Annotated in this window: 23 protein-coding genes and 1 pseudogene; 20 read left to right on the top strand and 4 right to left on the bottom strand. The window is 62.1% G+C overall.

The annotated features are described in order from the left end of the window. The first annotated feature begins 27 nt into the window (after nt 1-27). From OMP40_RS02205 to OMP40_RS02190, 4 genes are all read left to right on the top strand, one after another. On the top strand, nt 28-1113 hold the full coding sequence (locus OMP40_RS02205; protein ID WP_277528774.1) for a Gfo/Idh/MocA family protein: 1086 nt from the start codon (nt 28-30) through the stop codon (nt 1111-1113). Beyond that, nucleotides 1110-1847 (top strand): ThuA domain-containing protein, encoded by a 738-nt coding sequence (locus tag OMP40_RS02200; RefSeq protein ID WP_277528772.1) that lies wholly within the window; start codon nt 1110-1112, stop codon nt 1845-1847. Before OMP40_RS02205 ends, OMP40_RS02200 begins: the two co-directional genes overlap by 4 nt. 128 nt (nt 1848-1975) lie before the next feature. Next, complete coding sequence (locus OMP40_RS02195; protein ID WP_277528770.1) at nt 1976-2971, top strand: peptidylprolyl isomerase; 996 nt, start codon at nt 1976-1978, stop codon at nt 2969-2971. A gap of 128 nt (nt 2972-3099) precedes the next feature. Next, complete coding sequence (locus OMP40_RS02190) at nt 3100-6366, top strand: TIM-barrel domain-containing protein (RefSeq protein ID WP_277528768.1); 3267 nt, start codon at nt 3100-3102, stop codon at nt 6364-6366. A gap of 284 nt (nt 6367-6650) precedes the next feature. Here OMP40_RS02190 and OMP40_RS39655 read toward each other — a convergent pair whose 3' ends face one another. Continuing rightward, the gene (locus tag OMP40_RS39655; RefSeq protein ID WP_338130994.1) at nt 6651-6794 is read right to left on the bottom strand and encodes a hypothetical protein; all 144 of its coding nucleotides are present in this window, start codon (nt 6792-6794) and stop codon (nt 6651-6653) included. A gap of 44 nt (nt 6795-6838) precedes the next feature. Between OMP40_RS39655 and OMP40_RS02180 the strand changes: the two genes are divergently transcribed. From OMP40_RS02180 to OMP40_RS43030, 14 genes are all read left to right on the top strand, one after another. Next, the gene (locus OMP40_RS02180; RefSeq protein WP_277528766.1) at nt 6839-8641 is read left to right on the top strand and encodes a glycoside hydrolase family 31 protein; all 1803 of its coding nucleotides are present in this window, start codon (nt 6839-6841) and stop codon (nt 8639-8641) included. After that, a complete protein-coding gene (locus tag OMP40_RS02175) occupies nt 8553-10262 on the top strand; it encodes a CBM35 domain-containing protein (RefSeq protein ID WP_277528764.1) in 1710 nt (569 codons plus the stop codon). Before OMP40_RS02180 ends, OMP40_RS02175 begins: the two co-directional genes overlap by 89 nt. Nucleotides 10263-10481: 219 nt before the next feature. Then, entirely contained in the window at nt 10482-11036 is a 555-nt protein-coding gene (locus OMP40_RS02170) for a hypothetical protein (RefSeq protein WP_277528762.1), read from the top strand. Further along, a complete protein-coding gene (locus OMP40_RS02165) occupies nt 10936-11685 on the top strand; it encodes a P-loop NTPase family protein (RefSeq protein WP_277528760.1) in 750 nt (249 codons plus the stop codon). Before OMP40_RS02170 ends, OMP40_RS02165 begins: the two co-directional genes overlap by 101 nt. Continuing rightward, nucleotides 11682-12917: a CpaF family protein gene (locus OMP40_RS02160; protein ID WP_277528758.1), complete on the top strand. Its 1236-nt coding sequence runs from the start codon at nt 11682-11684 to the stop codon at nt 12915-12917. The genes OMP40_RS02165 and OMP40_RS02160 overlap by 4 nt, the downstream gene beginning before the upstream one ends. Beyond that, the gene (locus tag OMP40_RS02155) at nt 12914-14524 is read left to right on the top strand and encodes a type II secretion system F family protein (RefSeq protein WP_277528757.1); all 1611 of its coding nucleotides are present in this window, start codon (nt 12914-12916) and stop codon (nt 14522-14524) included. The genes OMP40_RS02160 and OMP40_RS02155 overlap by 4 nt, the downstream gene beginning before the upstream one ends. A 26-nt stretch (nt 14525-14550) precedes the next feature. Continuing rightward, a complete protein-coding gene (locus OMP40_RS02150) occupies nt 14551-14766 on the top strand; it encodes a Flp1 family type IVb pilin (protein WP_277528755.1) in 216 nt (71 codons plus the stop codon). 122 nt (nt 14767-14888) lie between these two features. Then, nucleotides 14889-15509 (top strand): hypothetical protein, encoded by a 621-nt coding sequence (locus tag OMP40_RS02145; protein ID WP_277528754.1) that lies wholly within the window; start codon nt 14889-14891, stop codon nt 15507-15509. After that, nucleotides 15499-16293, top strand: coding sequence for a TadE/TadG family type IV pilus assembly protein (locus tag OMP40_RS02140; protein ID WP_277528752.1), 795 nt, complete (start codon nt 15499-15501; stop codon nt 16291-16293). The genes OMP40_RS02145 and OMP40_RS02140 overlap by 11 nt, the downstream gene beginning before the upstream one ends. Nucleotides 16294-16628: 335 nt before the next feature. Then, a complete protein-coding gene (locus OMP40_RS02135; RefSeq protein ID WP_277528751.1) occupies nt 16629-17801 on the top strand; it encodes a hypothetical protein in 1173 nt (390 codons plus the stop codon). A gap of 59 nt (nt 17802-17860) precedes the next feature. Beyond that, on the top strand, nt 17861-18757 hold the full coding sequence (locus OMP40_RS02130) for a hypothetical protein (RefSeq protein ID WP_277528749.1): 897 nt from the start codon (nt 17861-17863) through the stop codon (nt 18755-18757). Between the two features lie 2 nt (nt 18758-18759). Beyond that, nucleotides 18760-19248: an A24 family peptidase gene (locus OMP40_RS02125; protein WP_277528747.1), complete on the top strand. Its 489-nt coding sequence runs from the start codon at nt 18760-18762 to the stop codon at nt 19246-19248. Nucleotides 19249-19295: 47 nt separating this feature from the next. Continuing rightward, a complete protein-coding gene (locus OMP40_RS02120; protein ID WP_277528745.1) occupies nt 19296-20063 on the top strand; it encodes a DUF6382 domain-containing protein in 768 nt (255 codons plus the stop codon). 49 nt (nt 20064-20112) lie between these two features. Next, complete coding sequence (locus OMP40_RS43030; RefSeq protein WP_277528743.1) at nt 20113-20958, top strand: hypothetical protein; 846 nt, start codon at nt 20113-20115, stop codon at nt 20956-20958. Here the strand turns inward: OMP40_RS43030 and OMP40_RS02110 are convergent. From OMP40_RS02110 to OMP40_RS02100, 3 genes and pseudogenes are all read right to left on the bottom strand, one after another. Next, the gene (locus tag OMP40_RS02110; protein ID WP_277528741.1) at nt 20955-21869 is read right to left on the bottom strand and encodes a TIGR01777 family oxidoreductase; all 915 of its coding nucleotides are present in this window, start codon (nt 21867-21869) and stop codon (nt 20955-20957) included. The two genes, OMP40_RS43030 and OMP40_RS02110, sit on opposite strands and share 4 nt — an antisense overlap. A 27-nt stretch (nt 21870-21896) precedes the next feature. After that, nucleotides 21897-22367, bottom strand: a complete 471-nt coding sequence (locus OMP40_RS02105; protein ID WP_277528739.1) for a hypothetical protein — start codon at nt 22365-22367, stop codon at nt 21897-21899. A 59-nt stretch (nt 22368-22426) separates the two neighbouring features. After that, nucleotides 22427-22898, bottom strand: a pseudogene (locus OMP40_RS02100) (DUF2621 domain-containing protein). 279 nt (nt 22899-23177) lie between these two features. Between OMP40_RS02100 and OMP40_RS02095 the strand changes: the two are divergent. Beyond that, entirely contained in the window at nt 23178-24308 is a 1131-nt protein-coding gene (locus OMP40_RS02095; RefSeq protein WP_277528738.1) for a deoxyribonuclease IV, read from the top strand. Between the two features lie 63 nt (nt 24309-24371). Then, on the top strand, nt 24372-25274 hold the full coding sequence (purU, locus tag OMP40_RS02090; RefSeq protein WP_277528737.1) for a formyltetrahydrofolate deformylase: 903 nt from the start codon (nt 24372-24374) through the stop codon (nt 25272-25274). The last annotated feature ends 31 nt before the right edge of the window (nt 25275-25305 follow it).

Here is a 25305-nt window from a genome sequence, read left to right as displayed (position 1 = left end):
CCGCGCTATAGAGGAGGGATCAGTGGCATGACAACGGTAAAATTGGGACTGATCGGGCTCGGCGGCATGGCGGGCGTCCATGTGGGCCAGCTTGCCGGCATTGCCGGCGCAAGACTGGCCGCCGTCTGCGACCAGGATGCCGCCAAAGTCGCCGAGTGGGCGGAACGTCACGGCATCGACGCAGCGTCGCGCCATACGGACGCGGAGTCGCTCGTCCGCGATCCGGAGGTGGACGCGGTGCTGTCCATCACGCCGAACGACGCGCATTATGAGATTATCCGTCTTTGCCTCGCATACGGGAAGCCGCTCATGACGGAAAAGCCGTTCACGCGGACTTTCGAAGAAGCGGCAAGCCTGAGGCGCCTCGCCGCGGGCAATCCGACGCCGTGCATGGTCGGTTTTTCCTATCGCTACGTGCCCGCGTTCCGGATGGCCCGCGAGATGATCCGCGAGGGCCGGATCGGCCCGGTGCGGCATCTGTTCGTTCAATATTTGCAGCAATGGGGCGGCACGCCGTTCGACACGAAGATGAACTGGCGGCTGGACCGCGCGATCACGGGCACCGGCACGCTGGGCGATCTCGGTTCGCATATGATCGACGCAGCCCGCTTTCTGGTCGGCGAACCGGCCGAGGTCGCGTCGCTGATGAGCAACTTGATCGGGCAGCGGGAAGATCCTGCGACAGGCGCGATGGTAGACGTCGATATCGACGACTTCGCCGCGTTCACCGCGGTGCTCGCGCCGGGCATTCCCGCCGTCTTTCAGACGTCGCGCAACGCCTTCGGCTCTCAGAATCAGTTCGAGATCGCCGTATACGGCGACGTGGGCACGCTCCGGATGAACTGGGAGGAAGGCGACTATCTCGACTGGATTCACCGCAATGCCGAGGGGAGCGAGGTCCGGGAGCGGATCGCCGTGCCTGCACGCTTCAAGCTGGCGCAAATGCAGGACTTCGTCGATCTGGTACGGGGCGACGCACGCGAGGAGCGGCCGATGCTTTACGACGGCTACATGAACCAGAGGATTCTGGAGGCGGTCGTTCGGTCGAGCCGCGAGCGGCGTACCGTTCGGATCGAAGAGCTGGATGACCGGGACGAGGGGGAAGCAAGATGAGTCGAACGACGCCGCGCGTTACGATCTGGAACGAATATCGGCACGAGCGCTCGAGTCCCGACGTGCAGCGCATTTATCCGGCGGGTATTCACGAGGCGCTGCGCGAAGGGCTCGCGCCTTACGGGTTCGAGCTGGTCACGGCGACGCTGGACGAGCCGGAGCACGGCCTGCCTGTGGAAGCGCTGGCGCGCACGGACGTGCTGATCTGGTGGGGACACCGGGCCCACGACGAGGTCGACGATGAGATCGTAGACCGGGTGCAGCGGCGCGTGCTGGAAGGCATGGGACTGATCGTGCTGCACTCGGGACATTACTCCAAAATATTCAAACGGCTCATGGGCACCTCCTGCGCGCTGCTGTGGCGGGAGGCCGACGAGAAGGAGCGGCTGTGGGTCGTCAAGCCCTCGCATCCGGTCGCAGCGGGGCTGCCTCCTTATTTCGAACTGGCAAAGGAAGAAATGTACGGCGAATTTTTCGACGTGCCGGATCCTGACGAACTGGTGCTTGTAAGCTGGTTCGAGGGAGGCGAGGTGTTCCGCAGCGGGTGCGCATACAGCCGAGGGAACGGCAAAATCTTTTATTTCCGTCCCGGCCACGAGACGTATCCGACCTATTACAACGCGCACGTGCTTCGCGTGATCGCGAACGCCGTCCGCTGGACCGCGGACGAGCGGGGCGAGGCGCCCAGGTTCGGGAACGCGCAGCCGCTGGAGACGATCGCCTTAAAAGCTTAGGCTTAAAAGCTTCGAATTCATACAAGATCTGACCTCGAGAATGCATCCGGTTTCCTCAGAAGCGGGAAGTTCGCATGCTCGAGGTTTTTTTTGCGTTCTTTAAGTCTGAATAAGTCAGGGGGAGATCGATGATGAGAAAATGGCTGACGGCCGGGGGATTAGCTGTACTGATCGCAGTCGCTTCGTTTGCGATTTACGCCGTAGCGAACGAAGCGAAGCCCAAGGCTCGTGCCGCCCCACAGGCGGACGCCGGCCAATCGGCAAGCATCGTGGCGACGGTGGGCCAAACGAACATTACGAAGGACGAGCTGTACGAAGCGATGCTCCGGCAAGTGGGCGCGCAGACGCTGCAGGAGATGGTCATCCGGCGGCTCGCGGACGAGCAGGCTGCGGCAAAGGGGTTGACCGTCGGCGGAGAGGAGCTTGAGGCCGGCATGGACAAGATGCGCGGCTCGTTCGCGTCGGAGGCTGATTTTCAAAGCTATCTGAGCTCCGTCGGGCTGGACGAAGCGGGCTACGCGTCGCAGATCAAGATGCAGCTGCAGATCGGCAAGCTGTTCGCGTCCGAGCTGAAAGTGACGGACGAGCAGGTCGCGCAGTTTTACGCGCTGAACGAGGCGTCGTTCCATCACCCCGCGCAGGTCCGCTTGTCGCACATCCTGGTGAAGACCGAGGACCAGGCGAAGGAATTGTACGGCGAGCTCGCCAAGGGCGCCGATTTCGCCAAGCTGGCCGCCGAGTTTTCGGCGGACGTCGCGACGCGGGAAGCGGGCGGCGACCTGGGCTATCTGTCCGCGGGACAGACGGCGCCGGAGCTCGAGCAAGCGGCCGGGCAGCTGAAAACAGGCGCCTATAGCAAGCCGGTCAAAACCGCGTACGGCTATCATTTGCTGAAGCTGACGGATCGCAAGCCGGCATCGACGGAGACGGCCGAGCAGGCCAAGGACCGGATCGTGGAGCTGATCCGGCAGCAGCGGCTGAACGAGCTCGTGCCGCAGTGGCTGGCGGGCTTCACCGCGAGCGGCGAAGTGACGGTGCGCATTCCGAATCCGAATCCCGGCGCGGGTACGGGAGGCGCTGCAAGCACGGACGGCGCGGCTGCGAACGCGGCCGGTACGCCTTGAAGCGTCCATCCGGCGCGCCTGGAGAGGGGGGGATGCGTCATGTAACGGTCAGCGCGGCAAGTCGAGGGGCGGGTAAGCAGACTGCTGACGCAATACGACACTCATTTTGAGAAAGGGGCATTGACGTAATGAAAACAAGATGGCATTCCCGTCTGGCATCGGCGCTGTTGCTCGGATTGGTCGTTCTGCTGGCGGTTCCCGCGAGCGCGTTCGCCATCTCCGGCGTTTATCACGCGCCATACGGCACGGACGATCTGTACGACGTCCAGCCGACCGAGCGTTATCCAAGAGATCCGGTCGCAGGCGACACGGTCTATCTCAAGCTGACCACCTGGCCGATCGAGAGCGGACAGGCGACCTGGATCACCTGGACGAAAAACGGCGCTGCGCAGTCGGTTATCAACGGCACCTGGCAGTACAACAGCGGCAGCAACAGCTACTGGCAAATCAACATGGGCACTTTCGCCAAGGGCGACGTCGTCACGTATACGATCCATGCGAACAAGGACGGCGCGAACGAGAAGACGATCGGTCCGTTCACGTTCACGGTGACGGGCTGGGAATCCGTCGCCAGCGTGAGCGGCTATACGGACGGCGGCAACAAGGTGACGCTGAGCGCCACGCCGAATACGGGGACGATGTCGCCCAAGATCGGCATCTCGTTTCAGGCGGCAGACGTGTTCCGCGTGCAGCTGTCTCCCAAAGGGACGGGCACGCTCGCGACGGGACTGAGCAATTATACGTTTGCCGACAACACGACGTATTATCTGATCAGCACGAGTGCGCTCAAAATACGGATCGATAAAAACCCGTATAAACTCAGCGTGTACAAGCCGGACGGCACGACGCTGATCGCGCGCGAATACGACAATTCGGTCAACAAGAACATGGCGTGGCTGACCGACGGCTCGAACGTCATCGACAAAGTGCAGGACAACCTGTATTCGCCGACGAGCGAGCAGTTCTACGGCTTCGGCGAGCACTACAACAACTTCCAGAAGCGCGGCTACGACGTGGACACCTACGTCTACAACCAGTACAAAAACCAGAACGACCGGACGTACATGGCGATCCCCTTTTTCATCAACACGAACGGCTATGGCATTTACGTCAACTCCACGTATTATTCGAAGTTCAAAATGGCGACCGAGCGCACGGATATGTACAACTTCACGGTCAATACCGGCGGAGGCTCGAATTCGCTGCTGGACTACTATTTTATTTACGGCAGCGACCTGAAGGACGTCGTCTCCAACTATACGGATATCACCTCCAAGCCGGCGATGCTGCCCAAGTGGGCGTTCGGCCTGTGGATGTCCGCGAACGAGTGGGACCGGCAGTCGGAGGTGACCGCCGCGCTCAGCAGCGCGAGCACGAACAACATTCCCGCCTCGGCGGTCGTGCTGGAGCAGTGGAGCGACGAGAACACGTTTTATATTTTTAACGACGCGACCTACACGCCGAAGACCGGCAGCGCGGCGTTCTCGTACGGCGACTTCACCTTCGGCACGAAATGGCCGAACCCGGCCCAGATGGCGACCGACGTCCACAACGCCGGGATGAAGCTGGTGCTCTGGCAGGTGCCGATCCAGAAGTATACGAGCTACGCGTACACGCAAAAGGACAACGACGAGTCCTATATGGTGTCGCAGGGCTACGCGGTCGGCGACGGCAGCGGCGGCCAGTACCGGCTGCCCGCGGGCTCGTGGTTCGAGAACAGCCTGCTGCTCGACTTTACGAACGCGGCGGCGAAAAATTGGTGGATGTCCAAACGCGCCTACCTGTTCGACGGCATCGGCATCGACGGCTTCAAGACGGACGGCGGCGAAATGGTGTGGGGCCGATCGCTTACGTTCAGCAACGGCAAGAAGGGCGACGAGATGCGCAATCAGTACCCGAACGAGTACGTCGGGGCGTATAACGCGTATGCGCTGTCCAAAAACGCGAATTCCGTGTCGTTCAGCCGTTCGGGCACGAGCGGGGCGCAGAAGAACCAGATCTTCTGGGCGGGCGACCAGGAGTCGACGTTCGGCGCCTACCAGCAGGCGGTGCTCGCCGGGCTGACGGCCAACATCTCGGGCGTTCCGTTTACGAGCTGGGATCTGGCGGGCTTTACGGGAGATTCGTACCCGACCGCGGAGCTGTACAAGCGTTCGATCGCCATGGCCGCGTTCTCGCCGGTCATGCAGTTCCACTCGGAAAAGGCGTCGCCGTCGCCGAGCGAGGAACGTTCGCCATGGAACGCGGCTTCGCGCACGGGCGACCCGACCGTGCTGACGACGTCGCAGAAGTTCATCAACGCGCGTTATAACCTCATTCCGTATTTGTACAGCGAAGGGAAAAAATCGAGCGACACGGGCGTGCCGCTGATGCGCGCCATGGTGCTCGACTATCCAAGCGATACGAATACGTACGGTCTGACCGCGCAGTACATGCTGGGCGACAATCTGCTCGTCGCGCCGATCGTGAACCAGGGCGAGACGAACAAGAGCGTCTATCTGCCGGCCGGCGAATGGGTCGACTTCTGGTGGGGCGCGATGCGTCCGGGCTCGCAGACGATCGGCTACTATGCGTCGGTCGACGATCTGCCGGTGTTCGCCAAGGCTGGCGCGATCCTGCCGATGAACCTGAACGGCACGTACACGGTCGGCGGCACGATCGGCAACGACCTGACCAACTACACGAACCTGACGTTCCGCGTCTTCCCGCAGGGGACGACCTCTTACAGCTGGTACGACGGTTCGACGACGAAGACGATCACGTCGACCGAAAATTACGGCTCGGACCAAGTGACCGTGTCCGTGCCCGCGCTGACGACGACGAGCACGCTGCAGGTGCTGACGAAGAAGCCTTCCTCGGTGACGAAGGACGGCTCCGCGCTGACGCAGCAAACGACGCTGAGCGGTCTGACCTCGGCTTCGCAGGGCTGGTATTACGACACGGTCGCGAAGCTCGTCTACGTCAAAATCTCGTCCGGCGCGTCCGCGCGTTCGGTCGTGCTGAGCGGCGTCGACAAGAACGAATACGAAGCCGAGTTCGGCACGCTGAACGCCGTATCCACGAACACCGACCATACGGGCTATCTCGGCACGGGCTTCGTAGACGGCTTCGCGACCTCCGGCGACTACGTCGAGTTCAAGGTGTATGCGCCGACGGCGGGCACCTATTCGATCGACGTCCGGTACAGCGCGGGCGGCGGCGCGGCGTCGAGAGCGATCTACAAGAACGGCACGAAGGTGACCGATCTCTCCCTGCCGGCGACGGCGAACTGGGATACGTGGAGCACCGCGACGACGACGGCGTCCCTGAACGCGGGTCTGAACACGATTCGCGTGCAGTACGACGCGGGCAACGCATCGGGCATTAACCTGGACAACGTAGCGATCCGCTGGTAAGCAACGGTTATTTTATTATGGTTGGGGAGGCTGCCGATGGTGCGTCATTTCTATGGAAGTTTGGCCCGGAAAAGCGCGAGTCTGCTCACCGCCGTTCTGCTCGGCGCCGCATTGCTTGCGCCTATTGGCGCAAGTCCGGCGTACGCCTATGTCGGCGCGCTGGGCAACGTGACCGCCAGCAGCGTGTCGGGCGATACGCTTACGCTGACGATCGACAACGGCGCGGAGCCGAGCGACGATATTCTCGAAATTAAAGTGCTCGCCTCCGGCATCGCGAAGGTGGACTACCGGCCGAATTCGGTCGCCGCCAGCGCCGACACGCCGATGATCGACGCCTCTAAAACCTGGAGCGCGGCAGGCGCCACGATCAATACGGCCGGCGATCCGATTACGGTGACGACGGCCGATATGAAGATCGAGATCGCCAAGAGCCCGGCGCGTCTCACCGTCAAAAAAGTCGAACGGCACGACTTTGTTCTGGGAGCCGTCGTCCGGCGGCGTCTTCTACGACGGCGTGCGGTTCCTGCACAATACGGCGGACAATATGTACGGCATTCGCGGCTACAACGCCTTCGAGGACGGCGGCGACCTGCTGCGCAACGACAACAGCCACGGCGCCCATGCGGGCGAGCAGGGCGACGCGGGCGGTCCGTTCATCTGGTCGACGGCGGGCTACGGCGTGCTGGTCGACAGCGACGGCGGCTATCCGTACACCGAGTCGGCGACGGGCAAGATGGAGTTTTACTACGGCGGAACGCCGACGGAGGGCAGACGGTACACGAAGAACGACGTAGAGTACTACATCATGCTCGGCTCGCCCAAGCAGATTATGAGCTCTTACTCGGACATTGCGGGCAAATCGCCGATGATGCCCAAGTGGTCGCTCGGCTTCTCCAACTTCGAGTGGGACACGAATCAGACGGAGCTGCTCGCGAACGTGGACACGTACCGGGCGAAAAATATTCCGCTCGACAGCGTTGGCCTTGATTACGACTGGAAAAATTACGGTCAGGACAACTACGGGGAGTTCACGTGGAATACGACGAACTTCCCGAGCGCGTCCACGACGGCGTTCAAGACGACGATGGACGGCAAGGGCGTGAAAATGATCGGCATCACCAAGCCGCGCATCGTCACGACCGACCTGTCCAGCCATACGACCCAGCAGGCGATCGACGCGAATACGGGCGGCTATTGGTATCCGGGTCACGGCGCGTACACCGATTATTTTATTCCGGTGACCGTGCGCAGCATCGACCCGTACAATTCCGCGGAACGCGCCTGGTACTGGGATCACTCCAAAGGCGCGTTCGACAAAGGCATCGTCGGCTGGTGGAACGACGAGACGGACAAGGTGTCCTCCGGCGGCACCACGCTCTGGTTCGGCAATTTCACCACGACCCATTTTTCGCAGGCGATCTATGAAGGACAGCGTGCCTATTCCTCGACGAACCGCGTCTGGCAGACGGCGCGGACCTTCTATCCCGGCGCGCAGCGCTATGCCACGACGCTGTGGTCCGGGGATATCGGGATTCAATGGTACAAAGGAGAAAAAATCAACTGGGCCGCGGGCATGAAGGAGCAGCGGGCGACCATGCTGTCCTCCGTCAATATGGGGCAGCCCAAGTGGGGCATGGATACCGGCGGCTTCAACCAGCAGGACGGCACGACGAGCAATCCGTCGCCGGAGCTGTACGCGCGCTGGATCCAGTTCAGCGCCTTCACTCCCGTGTTCCGCGTCCACGGCAACAATCATCAGCAGCGCCAGCCGTGGGTATACGGCAGCACCGCGGAGGAAGCGTCCAAGTCGGCGATCCAGCTCCGTTACGGGCTGATGCCGTATATGTACGCCTATGAGCGGAGCGCGTACGAGACGGGCGTCGGATTGGTCCGTCCGCTCTTGTACGATTATCCGACGGATACGAACGCCAAAAACAACCTGGACGCCTGGATGTTCGGCGACTGGCTGCTGGCGTCGCCCGTCGTCGACAAGCAGCAGACGTCCAAGTCCGTCTATTTGCCGACCGGCAACTGGATCGACTACTTCCGCGGCACCGCGTACGCGGGCGGACAGACGATCAGCTATCCGGTCAACGCGAGCACGTGGAGCGACATTCCCGTGTTCGTCAAGAAGGGGGGCGATCATCCCGACGCAAAAGGTGCTGGACTACACCGGACAAACGTCGGTGTCCACGATCAACGTCGACGTGTTCCCGGACACAGCGCAGACGAGCTTCACGTATTACGACGACGACGGCACGACCTACAACTATGAAGGCACCGGGTTCTTCAAGCAGACGATGACGGCGCAGGACAACGGCGCGAGCGGCATCTCGTTCGGCGTCGGCGCCAAGAGCGGCACGTACGCGGCGCCGGTCGCTTATTATCTCGCGGCCATTCACGGCAAAGCGGGCACGGGCGTCACGATCGGCGGTTCGAGCGCGACCTCCTATGCCAGCTTGAACGCCCTGCGCGCGGCTTCAGGCGAGGGCTGGACGAAGACGAAGGACGTCTACGGCGACGTCACGTACGTCAAGCTCGCGGCGGGCGCGGCATCGGCCAAAATCGTCGTCGTCAGCGGATCCGCGACGGTGACGGACACCGCGACGCAGTACGAGGCCGAGGACGCTTCTTTGTCCGGCAATACGACCTCGACCAAGGCGACCGTCAACAACAACCACAGCGGGTATGCGGGAACGGGCTTCGTCGACGGACTCGGCAATGTCGGCGCGGCCGTCACTTTCTATCCGAACGTGGCGACGGGCGGCGATTATGCGGTCGATCTCCGCTATGCCAATTCGACCGGTTCGGCGAAGACGCTCAGCATTTACGTCAACGGCAAGCGGGTCAAGCAAACGACGCTTGCGAACCAGGCGAACTGGGACACCTGGGCGACGCAGACGGAGACGATCCCGCTCGAGGCGGGCCGCAACAGCTTGTCGTACAAGTACGACAGCGATGCGGGCGACACGGGCAATGCGAACCTGGACTACGTCAAAGTTCCGTACGCGGCCGCCGTTGCCAAATACGAAGCGGAAAGCGCGAAGCTGTCCGGCGGCGCAGGCGTGAACAAGGACCACTGGTTTTATTCGGGCGCTGCGTTCGCGGATAACCTGAGCGCTGTCGGCGGGCAGGCCGAATTCCGGGTCAACGCGCCTGCGGCCGGCACCTATACGCTGGCGCTGCGGTACGCGAACGGCACCGGTTCTACCAAGACGCTGACCTCGTACGTGAACGGCGCGAGCGCAGGCTCGATAAGCTTCGCGAGTCCGGGCGCCAACTGGAACGTGTGGCAGGACGTCACGAAGACGGTCACGCTTAGCGCGGGCGTTAACCTGATCGCCTTCAAGTATGATGCGGGCAACAGCGGGAACGTGAACCTCGACCGGCTGCTGGTCGCTTCTGCAACGCCGGGCACGCCCGAGTCCGAGCTGAACCTGCTGGATAACGGGGATTTCGACCGGGACACGGCCTACAACAGCAACTGGTCGGAGTGGCATCCGACCGGGCAGACGCTCGCGTTCGGCATCGACAGCGGGTCGGGCACCAATCCGCCCGAGTCGCCCTGGACGCAGGACAAGCGCGCGTTTTTCTGGCTCGCGGGCGCCTATCAGCAGAGCATTCACCAGGTCGTGAGCGTGCCGGTCAACAACGCCAACTACAAATTCGAAGCCCGGGTCCGGCTCAAAAATACGACGCCGACGACGGCCCGCGCGGAGATCTCGAATTACGGCGGCACGGCGCAATACTACAATATCTCGAACGACGGCGTGTGGAAGTATATCAGCATCAGCAATATTTTCGTGACGAACGGGCAGGTGGACGTCGGGTTCTACGTGGATTCGCCCGGAGGCACGACGCTGCATATCGACGACGTGCGGCTGACGAAGATGTGACCGTCGGTCGGGCGGTCGCGCGCGGCAACGATGGGGCAACGGCTTTGGCAACGGCTTTGGCAACGGCAAGGAAAAAGGATTGACGCCGGGCGCCGGGCCGTGATAATTTAGAAATATATTCAAACGTACGGCATGCGGAAGCACCGCTGATTTCGATGATGACATCGGAATCGGCGGTGCTTTTTTGTCGTTGCCGGCGATAGGGAGGAGCTGGATTAGATGGGGATTCGGCTGGTCGTAGCCGCGCCGCAGCCGGGGTACGCGAGCCGGCTGGCGCTTTATTTGAAGGAGCGGGACCCGCTGGCGGAGATTGCGGCCTTCACGCAGGCTGACGCGCTGGAGCTGCATTTGCGGAGCGGACGCGGGGCGGATCTGTTGATCGTTCAGCAGACGCTGCTGCCTGCGGTCGTCCGGGCGTCGTCCGGCGGCGCGAAGGTCGTCGTGCTCACCGAGAGCGGCGATTCGGAGATGCACGAAGGCTTGCCTGCCATCGCGCAGTACCAGTCGCTCCCGCGGCTTGCGGCCGAGATTCGAAGATTGGTCGGGGCGGGAGCGAGCAAGCCGTCGGAGGGGGGCGGAGCTGTGGACCGTCTATTCGGCCGGCGGCGGCGCGGGCAAGACGACGCTGGCGCTACATATCGCGCGCCAGGCTTCGGAGCGAGGTTACAGCGTCATGTATTTGAATCTGGAGGCGCTTTGCGGCGTCGGGCCGCTGCTGGGCGGCGAGGAACGGGACGGGGGGGAGACGAACGGGTTGTCCTTGCTTTTGTATGAGCTGACTTCGAACCCGTCCTCCGCGGAGGAGCGGATCCGCGGACTTCGTTCCAGGCGGTCGATGGTCGGTGCGGGCCATCTCGAGCCGGCAGATCATCCTGCCGAGCTGCTCGCCATGACGCCGGAGCGCCTGGAGGCGCTGATCGAGGCGCTGCGGCGGCACGGCGGCTTCGATCTGATCGTCGCCGACCCGGACGGGGGGTTCGCCGGCTGGCAGCAGCGTCTGCTCGAGCTGAGCGGCAGGATTTGCTGGATCGCGTCGGACGACGTCCAACTGCTTCGCAAGACCGAATCGATGCTGCGGGAGTGGGGAGAGCGGTTGCCCGATTTGTTCGGCAAGTCGACTTTTATTTGGAACAAAGCGCTGGGCGAACCGTCCGCAGATGCGCTTCGGCTGCCGGGCGGCGGGCAGTGGCTGACGCTGCCCGATATCGCGCAGTGGAGGCGCGTCTCCGACATCGGCGCGCTTCTGGGATCCGCCGCTTACGCCGGCGGCGTCGATCGTCTGCTCGACGCGCTTGGATATGCCGGACCGGGCGAACGAACCTCCAAGCCGGGTCGCTCAGGCTATGCGCCGCGCCCCGAGGGGCATCGTCCGGGCGGGGGCGAGCTTCGGGAACGGGCGGCGGCCGGAGGCGTCTACGCATGATCGACGCGGGACTGAGGACGGAAGAGATCGCATCCGTGCGCGAACGTGTGCGGTCGAGGTTGGCGTGGGATGCGGCAGTCAGCGATGCCGAGCTGCGGGCGCTCATCGAGGGCGAGCTGTTCGCCGAGCCGCGCATACGCCGGCTGACGTCCGCGGAGCGGGCGGCGGCCGTCAGCCGGCTCTTCCATTCCTTCAGAGGCTTGGACGCGCTCCAGCCGCTGCTTGCCGACCCTGACGTCACCGAGATTATGATTGTCGGGCACGACCGTATCTTTTTCGAGAAAAACGGACGGCTGCAGCGCGCGTCGCTTAGCTTCGAGAGCCAAGAACGGCTGGAGGATCTGATCCAGTCGATCGTCGGTCAGGTCAACCGGATCGTCAACGAAGCTTCGCCGATCGTGGACGCGCGGTTGCCCGACGGCTCGCGGGTGCACGTCGTCCTGCCGCCGGTCGCGCTGCAAGGGCCGATCGTCACGATCCGGCGTTTTCCCGCGCGTCCGCTCGGCATGGACGACTTGGTGAAGCTTGGCGCGATCTGCCAGGATGCCGCTGCGCTGCTGCGACAGCTCGTGCAGGCCAAGTACAACATTTTTATCAGCGGCGGCACCGGCTCGGGCAAGACGACGTTTCTGAACGCGCTCGCCTGCTGGATACCGCAGGATGAACGCATCATTACAATCGAGGACGCAGCCGAACTGCAGATTCCGGGTATCGCGAACCTTGTGTCGCTGGAGACTCGGAACGCCAATACCGAGGGCAAAGGCCGGATCGGCATGCGCGAGCTCATCCGCGCCTCGCTGCGAATGCGGCCGGACCGGATCATCGTCGGCGAGGTGCGCGGCGAGGAAGCGCTCGATATGCTGCAAGCGATGAACACCGGGCATGAGGGCTCCCTGTCCACCGGCCATGCCAATACGGCCCGCGACATGCTGTCGAGGCTGGAGACGATGGTACTCGGCGGCTCGGAGCTGCCGGTATCCGTCGTACGGCGGCAGCTTGCCTCGGCGCTGGACATCATCGTGCACCTGAGCCGATTCAGGGACGGCAGCCGGCGCGTCGTCGAGATCAGCGAGATCGCGGGACTTCGGGACGGTGAGGTGGACCTGAACCCGCTCTTCTTGCTTGAGGCGGAGGGCGGGACGGGAAGGGACTTGCTTCGGCGCTCGGGCGAGCTCGCGAACGTGCGCAAGCTCCGCGGTCGGCAGGAAACGAATGAGGAGGCGACGGCATGAGCATGACGGATTACCGCGAATATGCGCTAAGCCGTTCCCAACGCGCGTACGCGACGGCGGGCGCCGCTTTCGTCGGTTTCGCGGCCGTATGGCTGCTCTATCGGCAGCCCTTGATCGCGCTGCTCGCGACGCCGTGCGGCTGGTATGGACCGAGGCTGGTCGCGGGACATTTGCGGCTGCGCAGGCAGGAGCGGCTGCGCCTTCACTTTAAGGACATGCTGCAGACGCTGGCATCGCTGCTGTCCGCCGGCAGCTCCGTCGAGACCGCGTTCGGCGCGCTGGAAGCGGACATGGCGATGCTGATCGGCGACCCGGGAGCGCCTTTGCTTCTGGAGTTACGCGCGGTGACGAACCGGCTGCGCAACGGCGAACCGCTGGAGCTGTCGCTAAGCGATTTGGCCGTCCGCAGCGGCGTGGAGGAGATCGGGAACTTCGCCGAGGCGTTCCGCATCTGCAAGCGATCGGGGGGGCGATCTCGTCGAGGTCGTGCGGCGCACTTCGGGCTTGATCGCGGAGAAGCTCGAGGTCGAGCTGGAGGTCGGCGTCCTGATCGCCCAGAAAAAATTCGAGTCCAGGCTCATGATGGTTATGCCGTTCGGCTTCGTCGGTCTGCTCGGCTTTTTCGCCGGCGACTATATGCAGCCGCTATACCGCGGCGGAGGCTTGCTCGTGCTTACCTTGTGCCTGGCGGCGTTGGCCGGCGTGTGCGCTTGGATGATGCGAATTATGGATATCAGGTTATGATGCGGTTCGCGCTTGGCTTTATTGCCTTGGTGCTGCTCGCCGGATACGGATTGCAGTTCGTCCAGGTAAGCCGAAGCCGCGGATGGAGCAAGCCCCGGCACTTTTTGTTCGATCCGATGCTTACGCTGATCGCGCGCAAGCGGCTTTGGGGGCGCATCGCCCCGAAGCTGCATCGCGAACAGGCCGCGTTGTCGGTTTTATGGGGCGGACAAGATGTAACTGCGCCGCTGCAGCGACATGCGGCCGAATGCGCCGCCTACGCATATACGGCGCTGCTGGCAGGCGCCATGCTGAGCTGGCTTGCGGATCGGCCGGTTCTGCTTGGTCTTGGCGCGCTGATGTCGGCGCTCCTGCCGCTGATGAAGCGAAAGGAACTGAACGGCAAGCTGGAGCAGCGCAGGCAAGAGATCGTAATGGAGCTGCCGGAGATGCTGAACCGGCTGCTGCTGATGGTTAACGCGGGCGAAAATGTGCGCCGTGCGCTCGAGCGATGCCTGGAAAGACCGGCAAGCGCGCGGGTCAAGACGGGCCATCCGCTCTACGCGGAGCTCGAAGCCGCGGTGACGGCGATGAGGCGCGGAGAGTCATTCGTTTTCGTCTGGGAGGAATTCGGACGCCGATGCGCCGTGCCCGAGGCGAGGTTGTTCGCAACGACGCTGCTCATGAACGCAAAACGCGGCGGCGATACGTTCGTGACCGCGCTCCGGGAGCTGTCCCGAACGTTGTGGGAAAAGCGCAAGGCCGCAGCCAAAACGCTCGGCGAACGCGCCTCCTCCAGACTGGCGTTTCCGCTCGCCGTCATTTTTCTCATCATTCTGGTGCTGGTAGGGACGCCTTCGATCTTGCTGATGGCGACCGAATAATTTGATTTTTAACAGGGGGATATTTTATGAACATTCGCCGTCTTTCTTTCAAACTCGGATCGTACGCGCGCGGCAAACTGAACGCATTCTGGAGAAGCGAGGAGGGGCTCGGCACGCTCGAGATCGTGTTGATCGCGGCGGTGATTATCGCGATCGCCGTCCTGTTCAGGGATTGGATATTGGATTTTCTGGATCGGCTGTTCGGCAAGGTCGAGGACAAGTCGGATTCGTTTTTCAGTTAATGAAGACGGCAGGCCGCAACCTTACGCATGCCGTTCGCTCGATTCGTCGGCGTCGGCTGTCCGCTGGCGTTTCCTTTTGGCGAGAGTCATCGGGGTCATATTCGTTAGAGGCGAGCATGCTCATGCCGGCGCTGCTGATCGTCACGTTTTTGCTTGCGTTCTACGCGCTGTTTACGGCGCAGAAGGCGATTGTCCATTTCAAATCCGCCGTTGCGGCGGAACGGACGGCTTATAACTGGAGTCACGCGGATAGCGACTTCGCGACAGGCGCTTACGAGGAGGGCCGGTACGAAGGGCTGTACTGGCGTCTGACCGATGACGCGCTGCTGCAAGGGCTGTTCGGCTGGGCGGCTGGCGAATCGGGGAGCGAGACGAGGGAGGCGCTGGCTTTTCCCGGGGCGGCGGATCCCGGAGGACGGCTGACGCTTCGCAAGCTGCTTCCGGCAGCCGAGGCGCTCGCAGGCAACTGGCGGGGCAGCGTTGGGTACGCGCGAGGCGGGCTGCGGCGAGAGATCGAAGTATCGGCGGCGGATCCGGGCGAGCTGAGACCGTTAGCGCTGCTGCGCGGCTCTGCGGTTGCTGCATCCGAAGCGTCCGCACCGGTGACGGAGCCCGCGGAATGGATGCGAACGTTCGATCTTGTACGCTACTACGCAGCCAGAGCGAAGCGGGAGGGGAGCGGCGCCGACGCGTATCTCGACAAAGCAGGCTCGCTATTGGGGAGGAAGGCCGATGCGCAGTAACGCGGGCGAAAACGCAACGATTCGTCCGCGCCGGTTCGGGCGGACGTCTTCTGGCGCCGTATCGATCTATATGGCGGCGGTCATGGCCGCCATGATTTTTCTCACGGGGACGCTGATCGATTTCGGCCGGATCGCGGCTTTCCGCCAACAGGCGGAGCTGTCGATCAAAGCCGGCGCAAGGGGCGTGTTGTCCGCGTACGATCCGGTGTTGTACGAACGCTACGGCTTATTCGCGGTCGGAGGCGGCGCTCCCGAAACACTGCTGTCTGAAGTGCTCGAAGGGCATCGCGATCCCGAAGATGCCGAAGCGTTGCGGCTGTTGGATACGGCCTGGCGCGACGGAGAGGTCGTCGAGAGCCGGCCGCTCGGCTCCCATGCCGTGTTCAAGCGGCAGGTGCTGGAGGAAATGAAGTACAAGGCGCCGATCGACCTGACGCTGGATCTGGCTTCGCGGTTCAAGGGTCTGCCAACCTTGATGAAGGAAGCCCGGAAAACGTCCGATTTGCTCGAAGAGATGCGTCTAGCCTATGAAAGACGCGAAGCTGCCCTGGACCGCGCGCTGGCGAGCCAGATCGAAGCGGGGGGAAGCCATGTCGGCAGCTTTCAAAGGAATCGTTCCGCGGCCGCCCGTGCCGATGGCGGGCGGCAGATCCGCCGGCGACGTTCAGGATGTTGCGGATGCGGCGCTTATGTACGCGGATTATTCGGCGAAGCGGGCGGAAGACGCTGCACGGGCCGAAGCTTGGCGGCAATACGAGGCGGAGAGATTGCGCCGGGAGGCTGAACAAAAGCAAAACGGAGATTCGCCGTTGCCGGGGCCGCGTTCTTCTCCCTCCCCTTCGCCGACGCCCGCACCCCCTGAAGGGCCACGGTACGCAGCGCAGATTGCAGCTTACGAGCGCGGTACGGTCCAGCTTGCGGGACAGCTTTCTAGCAAATCGGAACAAGCGTTTTCCACGCTCGAAAAATCGCTGGATGAAGCATTGAAAGCGTTGGAGGAAGCCGAGGGCGCGAATCAGGAAATGGAGCGAATCGCGTCCGACGCCGGTCGCGCTGCCGATGCGCCGGCCGAATGGCCTGCGGAGGCGGGGGGAGGGCGGCTTCGATGGCGCCGAGGCGGTGTCATTGCAAGAGCTTCGACGCACGGCCTCGGATCTGATTCTTACTAACGATTACTGGAGCCGATACAGGGCCGAGCTGGAGGGCATCCGCAGCGATGGTCTCGGGTTGCGTGACGCGGCAGCGTCCATGTCGGTCTCTTTGAACGCCGCACCAGGCTCGTCCGGTATGGACGGCGCGCTGCGCGAAGGGGCGGGACGCCTTCAAACGCTGCTGTCGGGCTTCGCGAACGAGCACGGAGATTCGGGCAGCGCGACGGCCGGCCGCCGCGAAGCGCTGAAGTCCGAAAGGGCAGGCGAGGAAGAGCGCCGTTCGCTGGAGAAGCAATCGCGTACCGCCTGGTCCGGCGCTTCCGCCTTCCTCGCCATGCTCGCCGGCATGCGATCGTCTCCGGAGGAAAAGCAGGCCTTCGAACGGCTGGATTGGCTCTACCGACGGAATTTAACCTGGAACGAAGGGCAGGAGGAAGCGGCCGCGACGGGACTGCCCAAGGATGCGGCCGAGGGACGCAAGGCGGCGTTCGCGGCCGCGGACGGATGGCTGGATGCGCTGGGAGACGGGGTGACGGGGTTGCGCGACGCCGTCTATTTCGCCGAATATTCCTATTCTCGCTTCACGACGGCGGACCCGTCCGAAGTACGCTCGCTTCTTGACGGAGGCGGCGAGGGCCTGCTGATGCCCGGCGAGCAGGAGAACGAGTACGTATTATACGGGCTGCGCAATCCCGCGGCCAACATCGCGGCGGCATATGGCGAATTGTTCGCGCTGCGTCTGGCGATTCGCACGATGGAGGGGCTGATCGAATGCCGCTCTTACGGTCATCCGCTGCTCGTCCTTGCGGCAGCCGCGCTTTACGGCATTACCGAAGCGCTCAAGGATATCCAGGGCTTGCTGGAACGGGGCGTTATCCCGCTTTCCAAATATGCGAAGGTCGATACATTTTATAAAGATTATATCCGGCTTTTTTTTGCTGCTGCACGGAAGCTCGGACGGACAGACGGCTCGCAGGCTCGCGCTGATCGAAAGCAGGCTCGACGTCGATCTCCAGGAGGCTTTTACATATGTAAGCGCCAGAGGAACAGCCTCGGTGAGGTTATGGTTTTTGCCGGGGGCCGCGAAGCTGGTGGGGAAGAGCGTGTCCTGGCGGGGGACGGTGAAGGAGAATCGCTATGAGACGGCTTTTTCGGCGGATACCGCTTATCAGTGACAAACGGGCGGGCAGCGAGGGGAGCTTGACCCTCGAAGCGGCGCTGACGATGCCGACGGTCATGATCTGCGTTCTGTTCTTCATTTACTTGATTCATGCCTCGATCGTCGCCATGGCGTTGCAGGGCGCTTTGTCGCAAACGGCCAGGCAGACGGCGTCGGTGTGGTACCCTTTATCCGAAAGCTTGACGGCAGCGGAAGACGCTTCGGGTTCGGCTGCGGAAGTCTATTCGAATTGGAAGGATAAGCTGGCAGGGCCTCAGGAGACCGTCGGCAAGCTTGCGCCGTATTTGCCGGAACCGCTCTCCGACTGGGCCGAACGCTTCGCGGCAGGTGGGTGGTATCCGGATGCGCTTCTGGCAAAGGAGGCGTTGGAGCCGCGCGTCGCAGCGAGATTAAGCAAGTCGATGCTGCCTGCTTCGCGAATGAAGCTGACGCGCGTTGAATTGCCGGATTCGCGCGATCCCGCCAAAGCTTACCTGACGCTCGAAGCGGCGTACAGGCTGCCCTTTTCGTTTCCGTGGTCCGGACGGCCGCTCATCCTTCGGGCTTCCGTCAGGGAACGCGTATGGACGGGGGGAGAGCGTCTAGGCAGCACGGCTCCGGAGCCGAACGGGGGAGCGGGATCGCTGGCCTTCGTTTCGCTCGAGCCTTCGCCCGTTCAGCGCGGCCGCAGGGTGACCTTGGTTTTGCGAGCGGACCCGGGCGCCGCGGTCGATCTCAAGGTCGTTTACAAGAGCGGCTTAAGCCAGGCCAGATATCTGGGCGCAGCGACGGCCGACGCGTCGGGACGCGTTTCTTGGACCTGGCTCGTCTCGGGGAACACGACGCCCGGCGAGTGGGCATGGGAGGCTGAATATAGCGGCGGCAGCCTTCAACGGTCGTTCGAGGTGCAGGCCAAGTCTGCCGGAAAAGGAGGTTAACCGTGAATACGATCGCGGAGGTTGCGACTGCGGTGCTGTTGCTCTTCGCTTGCTGGAGCGATATCAGGCGAATGGAAATATCCAATATATTGTGCGCTGCATTCGCCGCCGGGGGCTTTCTTTTTCAATTGGCCGCGTACGGTCCTGGACGCATCTGGTGGACGATCGGCGGGTTCGCGGCCGGGGCGATTCCCTTCTTTCTGCTTTATGCGGTCCGGGGACTCGGCGCAGGGGACGTCAAATGGTTCGCCGCCTACGGCGTATGGGCGGGCGCGGCAGCGACGCTGGAGCTGGCCGTCTATTCGCTGCTGTTCGCGGGAGGAATCGCTGCGCTCCTGCTCATGTTAAAACTGCCGGTCCTTCGGAATTGGGCGCTTCGACTCGATTGGCCGTGGGGAGCGCACCCGGTTCGCGCTGGCAAAGGCGCGAAGTTTCCATTTATGTTGGCCGTCGCGCCGGCATATGCCTTGCTGGCTCTAAACGTCGGATAGCGGCGCGCCGCATCGGACGACGAACGAAGGAGATAGGGAGGGAAACCATGAACGGACTGAATACGAGATTCGAGCAGCGGCGCGGACTTTGGATGATTCTCGAACGGACGTCGGCGCCATGGCGGAGGGAAGAACTGGACGCCGCCCAGACGGGGATGCTGCATGCTTGCGAAGTGCCCGGACTGCTGCCGCTGGCTGTCGAAGAAACGGACGGCCGGATCGCATTGCGTTATCGCCTGGGGAGCAGCAAAATGCTGAGCCAGATGCTGCGTACCGAACGGTGGACGATGACCGACGCGATGGCAGCGCTATGCAAGCTGGCCGAAACGGCGGAACAATGCCATGACCATATGCTGGATTTTAAGCGGTTGCTGCTGAGAGACGAATTTATTTTTGCCGGGAGCGGCTGGCATGATTTGCGGTTCGCCTATTTGCCGCTTGCCGACGACGGGAAGGCTGAAGACGAAACGGGGCTTGAGCGTCTGATCGTCAGATGGGTCATGCGCACCGAAAAGCCGGATGGCGCGGCCTTGCAGCAACTGCTTGAAATGACCGCTTCTGAAGAATTCGTGCCTTCGTCTTTGCGTACATACACGCGCAGCTATTTGTGCGAGCGCGCGGAAGAGCGCGCAGGACGAATGAGTCTGGCCGCCGATCGTTACGAAGGAGCTTTGGAACGGATAGAGGCGGGCTTGGAGTTTCGTGCGGTTCAACAGGAAAGGAGGGCGGACGCGCGGGCGAACGGTGCATCGCAGCTGCCGGAGAAGCCCGACTTGCCGTTGTCTTATTCGCCTGCGCGGCTGGAGAGAGAATGATGCATCCCGGCATCACCTGAACCGTCTTGATCCCGAGCGCGCAGAAGGCATGACAGCTGCCGTAGCGGAAGGAGAGGCGGCGGCCGGCAATGGCGCGATGCCCGGCGGCATGAGCGCCGCCAGATGGCGGACATGGCTCGTGGCGATGTCCGTCGTCGCGGCGGGCATCGCCTGGAAAACCCTTTATGCGGAAGCTCCGGGCACGCGAGGTCTCGTCTTGTTCTTGGGGGCAACGACGGCCTGCGCGGGGTTATGCTTGTATCTGTGGAACGGATGGCCGCTTAGGGAGCGGGCTGAGGCGTATCGGGAGCTTGAGGCCCGCCCGGCTGCCGGCGGACCGGTGCCGGAACGGCATATGTTCAATCCGTCTTGGTCGGAACCCGAAGCAGACGAGGCGCCTCGCGCGCCGGATGCCGCGCCGTTTGCAAGATTCGGATCTTTTACGGAAAAGTCCGAAAGCGTCGGGGAGACGTTCGGAACGGATATTAACGATCGTCCGCATACGGAATGGCTGTCCGCCAGGAGAGAAGCTACGGAGCTGCTGGCTTCGCCGCAGGCGGCCGTCTCCGCAGAATGCTATCTGGAATGGGAGTCCGCGGAACGGCCGTGCAAAATCCCGCTAAAAGCCGAGTCTTTGGTCATCGGTCGTTCGCGGGATGCAGCTCAGCATGTCGACGACTCGGGGGGGCATATCCAGAGCGCATTTGGAGATGCTGCGACGGCAAGGAAAGTGGCTCGCCAAAGATTTGGGTTCCCGCAACGGAAGCTGGCTCAACGGAAGTCCGATGGCGCCTTACGAAGCTTATCCGCTCGAAGCGGGAGACTGCCTCCAGATGGCCGGTTCGATTTACCGGTTCCGCGTGCCAAGCGCGCCGCTTCGGGCATAGTGCGCTAACGCCGCTCCTTCAAGTCCCGAAGAGCCTCTTCGAGTTTCGGATGCCGAAAGACGTATCCGTTCGCCAGCGCCTTGCGGGGAATCGCGAATTGCCCGGTCAGCAGCAGCGCGGACATCTCGCCGAGCGCTGCCCGGATCGCCCAGGCCGGCGCGTGAAGCCAATAGGGACGCCCCAGCACCTTTGCCAATGTCCGGCCGAAGGCTTCGTTGTCGACGGATTCCGGCGCGACCGCGTTGAGGGGACCGGAGATCGCTTCGTTGTCCAGACTGAGCGCAATAAGCCCCACGATGTCGTCGATGTGGATCCAGGGCATACCCTGGCGGCCGCTGCCGAGTCTTCCTCCGGCGAACAGTCTGGTCGGCAGGCTGAGCAGCGGATAAGAGCCTCCGCCGTTTCCCAGCGCAAGACCGATCCGCAGCTTGACGATGCGGTCGATCGGAATGCGGTCGACGGCCGCCTCCCATTTTACGATCGTCTCGCTCAGAAAATCTTCGGGACGCGGAGGCGAGCTCTCGTCGAAGGGCATCGGATAACGGCCGCCCGACGACTCCGAATGGCCGTACAGCGAGATCGCGGAGGCGTTTACGAGCACGGACGGCGGGCTTGTCATGCGCGAGACGGCATCTTCGATGCGTTGGGCGGCCTTGATGCGCGAGGAAAGGATAAGCGCTTTGGATTCGGACGTCCATCTGCGGCCGATCGTCGCGCCGCTCAAATTGACGATGGCATCGACAGGACCCGTCAAGCTGGGATCGGCCAGCCACGAATCCCAGGTTGCATAAAGCAAGCCTGCGGCTGGCGCCGCAGGCTTGCTCCGGGTTATGATCCATACTTCGTCTCCGCGTGCCGAAAGGGATTCGGCCAAGCGGGTGCCGATAAATCCGGTTCCGCCGCACAGCACTGCTCGCATGGGCTCACCTCATTGGAATGACATGGATTATTGCTTGTCGATCGAGGTGATGACGTACTGCTCGATCGTCTCGCTCTCGCCTTTGATCTCATTGATCTTGTACTTGAATTTGACCTTCACGCCGTCGTCCCAACCGGACAGCTTGTCCGAAGTCGCGTCGTCGATCTGATACGCCCGCACGCCATCGGCGCTTTCGATCTCGATCGAATGATTGTCGATTTGACCGTTATACGTACCAGTCGATTCTTTCTCTTCGACCGCGCCCGAAGGAGCCGCGGAAGGCGACGATTCAGGAGTGGCGGAAGCGCCGGCGTCCGGCTGCGCGGACGGAGAGGCTTCAGGCGACGATGCGGGTGACGCAGAAGCGGATACGCTAGGCGAAGGGGAAGCATCGCTCCCGTCCTTGTCGTTGCTGCAGGCCGTGCCCATGAGCAGCATGGCCAGAACGGCGACGGCCCAGGCCGAGTTTTTACCGTACCGATTCAGTTGATTGAACATACCAAGACCACCTCCGAACGATCGTGCGGCCGCCCTGTCCGGACGAGCCGCTCCTTAAGTTAGACGACGGGAGGTGCCAAAGGTTTCGGTTTTTCCGTATGGAGCAGATGGGCGTACGGCGAATAATCGATCCCGTTGCTGTCCAAAAAAGTTGATTAAGAAGGCATGGTCGCGCTTGGGCGTCGCCATAATATAGCCTTTAATGCAGTGTTCCTCGGTCACGCTTCCTTCGCCGCTCTCGACGGCGAGCTGCCCGATCTGCGCGGCGATCGAGTGCTTGGCGATGTCGCGGAAGGCGTTCGGAACAGGCGAAACCAGTTTGTCCAGCATCGCCTTCGACTCGTCGTTCCAAAGCGGCCGGCTGAGCTCGACCCAATGGTTCTGCCAGTCGAGCTTGGACTTGCCGTCGGCCTTAGGGAGCACCTTCAGGAATTTGCGAAACATGAAAAAGCCGCCGATGCTCATGAAAACGACCAGCACGACGCCCCAAAAAGCGATAAAGTACATAAACCAATCGGGACTGGATTTCATTTTGCGTTCACCTCGCTCCCGAAATTATATCGTATTTCTACCAGTCTGTCCCGCAAAAGAGAAAAGCCGTCATCGGATTTTCGCAACGTTCTCCCTGACGTCGACCGCAAGCTTTCCGGCCGAGATTCGCCTTCTTGAGCGGCATTTTGCAAGGGGCGCACGCTCGCTGCCCGGGTTACGGTCTTCTAGATTTATTTCGAGGTTCGCGCTACAATAGACTTTGATTTAAAGGGACGGGTCCGGCAGCGCCGGGCGCCGCATACGGAGGGGAGTAAAGCCATGCTGAAGATCGGTTCCCACGTGTCCTTTTCGGACAAGGGATTGCTGACGGCGACGGACGAAGCCAAGTCCTACGGCTCCAGCTCATTTATGATTTATACGGGAGCGCCGCAGAATACGAGGCGCAAGCCCATCGAGAGCCTGTACATTCCCGAGGGAAAAGAGGCGATGACGGCCGCGGGAATCGGCGAGATCGTCGTCCATGCGCCTTACATCGTGAACCTCGGTTCTTATAAGGAAGACACGTTCGAGCTCGCCGTCAACTTCCTGCAGGAGGAAGTCCGCCGGACCGACGCGATCGGCGTGAACAACATCGTGCTTCACCCGGGCGCGTATACGGATAAAGACGCGGAGTACGGCATTGCCCGCATCGCGGAAGGGCTCAACGAAGTACTGGAAGCAACCAAACATACGAACGTGAACATCGCCTTGGAGACGATGGCCGGCAAAGGCACCGAGATCGGCCGCAGCTTCGAGGAACTCGCCGCCATCATCGAACGCGTGCACGACAACGGCCGCATCACGATCTGTCTCGACACATGCCACGTGCACGACGCTGGATACGATATCGTCGACGATCTGGACGGCGTACTGAAGTCGTTCGACAGCGTCATCGGTCTCGATCGCATCGCCGTCGTCCACTTGAACGACAGCAAAAACCCGCGCGGCGCGGGCAAGGACCGCCATACGCCGATCGGCTCCGGCTGGATCGGGTACGATGCGATCAACAATGTCGTAAGCCATCCCGCGCTGGCCGGCAAGCCATTTATACTCGAAACGCCCTGGATCGGCAAAAACGCCGGCAAGGAGCGTCCGATGTACGAAGCCGAGATCGCGCTGCTGCGCGGCGACGTCGACGTTCGCTTCGGAGGCGAGTTCCTCGAGGACGTGGAGCGTCTGCATCATTTCTTCGGCAAGCAGGACATCGACCATCGCGCCTTCGTGCTGAACACCTGGGAACTGCTGAAGTCCGACGCGAAGGCGCGCAAGGCGGATCCGCGCGAGCCGCTGGAGCGTCTGTACGACCTCGCGATGGAGCATCGCGCGCTGTCTGGCGATTATAGCGAAGAGGCCGTGAATCAGCGCCTGACGGCCTATCTCGCCGGACGAGAATGGCTCGCCAAGGTATAAGCCGCCGTCTTCGAGATACAGTAAAGAATGAAGCAATCGCATAGAGAGGCAGAGGAACCCGTCATGACCCAGAACGTCTACCAACACCAGGACAGCAAAGGACGCGAAGAGAACGCGAATCGCGCCCGCATGCTGATCTCCTGTCCCGACCGGCCGGGAATCGTCGCCGCCGTTTCGCAATTTCTTTACGAGAAGGGCGCCAACATTCTTCAGTCGGATCAATACACGACCGATCCGGCGAGCGGCATGTTTTTCATGCGCATCGCCTTCGATCTTGCCGATCTCGAGCAGAACCTGCCGGCGCTGCAGGAGGACTTCACCCGGATCGCCGACCGGTTCGAGATGCGCTGGAGCGTCTATCGCGCGGTGCGACGCAAGCGTCTCGCCATCTTCGTCTCACGCGAGGATCATTGTCTGCTCGAGCTGCTCTGGCAATGGCAGGCCGGGGATCTCGACGCCGAGATCAGCATGGTCGTCAGCAACCACGACGACATGCGGGGGCTCGTCGAGTCGTTCGGCATTCCGTTCCACCATATTCCGGTCACGCCCGAGACCAAAGCCGAAGCCGAGCGGCGCCAACTGGAGCTGACCGCAGGCAAGGTCGATCTGGTTATTCTAGCCAGATACATGCAGATTATAACGCCGAAGTTCATCGAGCACTTCACGAACCGGATCATCAATATCCATCATTCCTTCCTGCCTGCGTTCGTCGGCGGCAAGCCGTATCACCAGGCTTACGACCGCGGGGTCAAGCTGATCGGCGCGACGGCGCATTACGTGACCGCCGAGCTCGACGCGGGTCCGATCATCGAGCAGGACGTACAACGCGTCAGCCACCGCAACAACGTAGACGAACTGAAGCGCATGGGACGCCACATCGAGCGGATCGTGCTCGCCCGAGCGGTGAAATGGCATATCGAAGACAGGCTGGTCGTCTACCAGAACAAGACGGTCGCTTTCATTTAATGCCTCAAGACTATGAAAACGATAATCGCAA

This window comes from Cohnella rhizosphaerae (assembly GCF_029525575.1).
In the GTDB taxonomy this organism is placed as follows: Bacteria; Bacillota; Bacilli; order Paenibacillales; family Paenibacillaceae; genus Cohnella; species Cohnella rhizosphaerae.
The sequence above is the reverse complement of the archived record's forward strand: the minus strand, read 5'-3'. Positions and strand labels throughout refer to the sequence as shown.

What these genes read in the sequence shown, in the direction of transcription:
- OMP40_RS02190 (WP_277528768.1), top strand. Translation starts at nt 3,100, where the DNA reads ATGAAAACAAGATGGCATTCCCGTCTGGCATCGGCGCTGTTGCTCGGA.
- OMP40_RS02120 (WP_277528745.1), top strand. Translation starts at nt 19,296, where the DNA reads ATGAACGGACTGAATACGAGATTCGAGCAGCGGCGCGGACTTTGGATG.
- OMP40_RS02170 (WP_277528762.1), top strand. Translation starts at nt 10,482, where the DNA reads ATGGGGATTCGGCTGGTCGTAGCCGCGCCGCAGCCGGGGTACGCGAGC.
- OMP40_RS02145 (WP_277528754.1), top strand. Translation starts at nt 14,889, where the DNA reads ATGCCGGCGCTGCTGATCGTCACGTTTTTGCTTGCGTTCTACGCGCTG.
- OMP40_RS02195 (WP_277528770.1), top strand. Translation starts at nt 1,976, where the DNA reads ATGATGAGAAAATGGCTGACGGCCGGGGGATTAGCTGTACTGATCGCA.
- OMP40_RS02105 (WP_277528739.1), bottom strand. Translation starts at nt 22,367, where the DNA reads ATGTTCAATCAACTGAATCGGTACGGTAAAAACTCGGCCTGGGCCGTC.
- OMP40_RS02165 (WP_277528760.1), top strand. Translation starts at nt 10,936, where the DNA reads ATGTATTTGAATCTGGAGGCGCTTTGCGGCGTCGGGCCGCTGCTGGGC.
- OMP40_RS02160 (WP_277528758.1), top strand. Translation starts at nt 11,682, where the DNA reads ATGATCGACGCGGGACTGAGGACGGAAGAGATCGCATCCGTGCGCGAA.
- OMP40_RS02095 (WP_277528738.1), top strand. Translation starts at nt 23,178, where the DNA reads ATGCTGAAGATCGGTTCCCACGTGTCCTTTTCGGACAAGGGATTGCTG.
- OMP40_RS43030 (WP_277528743.1), top strand. Translation starts at nt 20,113, where the DNA reads ATGACAGCTGCCGTAGCGGAAGGAGAGGCGGCGGCCGGCAATGGCGCG.
- OMP40_RS02200 (WP_277528772.1), top strand. Translation starts at nt 1,110, where the DNA reads ATGAGTCGAACGACGCCGCGCGTTACGATCTGGAACGAATATCGGCAC.
- OMP40_RS02155 (WP_277528757.1), top strand. Translation starts at nt 12,914, where the DNA reads ATGAGCATGACGGATTACCGCGAATATGCGCTAAGCCGTTCCCAACGC.
- purU (WP_277528737.1), top strand. Translation starts at nt 24,372, where the DNA reads ATGACCCAGAACGTCTACCAACACCAGGACAGCAAAGGACGCGAAGAG.
- OMP40_RS02110 (WP_277528741.1), bottom strand. Translation starts at nt 21,869, where the DNA reads ATGCGAGCAGTGCTGTGCGGCGGAACCGGATTTATCGGCACCCGCTTG.
- OMP40_RS02140 (WP_277528752.1), top strand. Translation starts at nt 15,499, where the DNA reads ATGCGCAGTAACGCGGGCGAAAACGCAACGATTCGTCCGCGCCGGTTC.
- OMP40_RS02150 (WP_277528755.1), top strand. Translation starts at nt 14,551, where the DNA reads ATGAACATTCGCCGTCTTTCTTTCAAACTCGGATCGTACGCGCGCGGC.
- OMP40_RS02205 (WP_277528774.1), top strand. Translation starts at nt 28, where the DNA reads ATGACAACGGTAAAATTGGGACTGATCGGGCTCGGCGGCATGGCGGGC.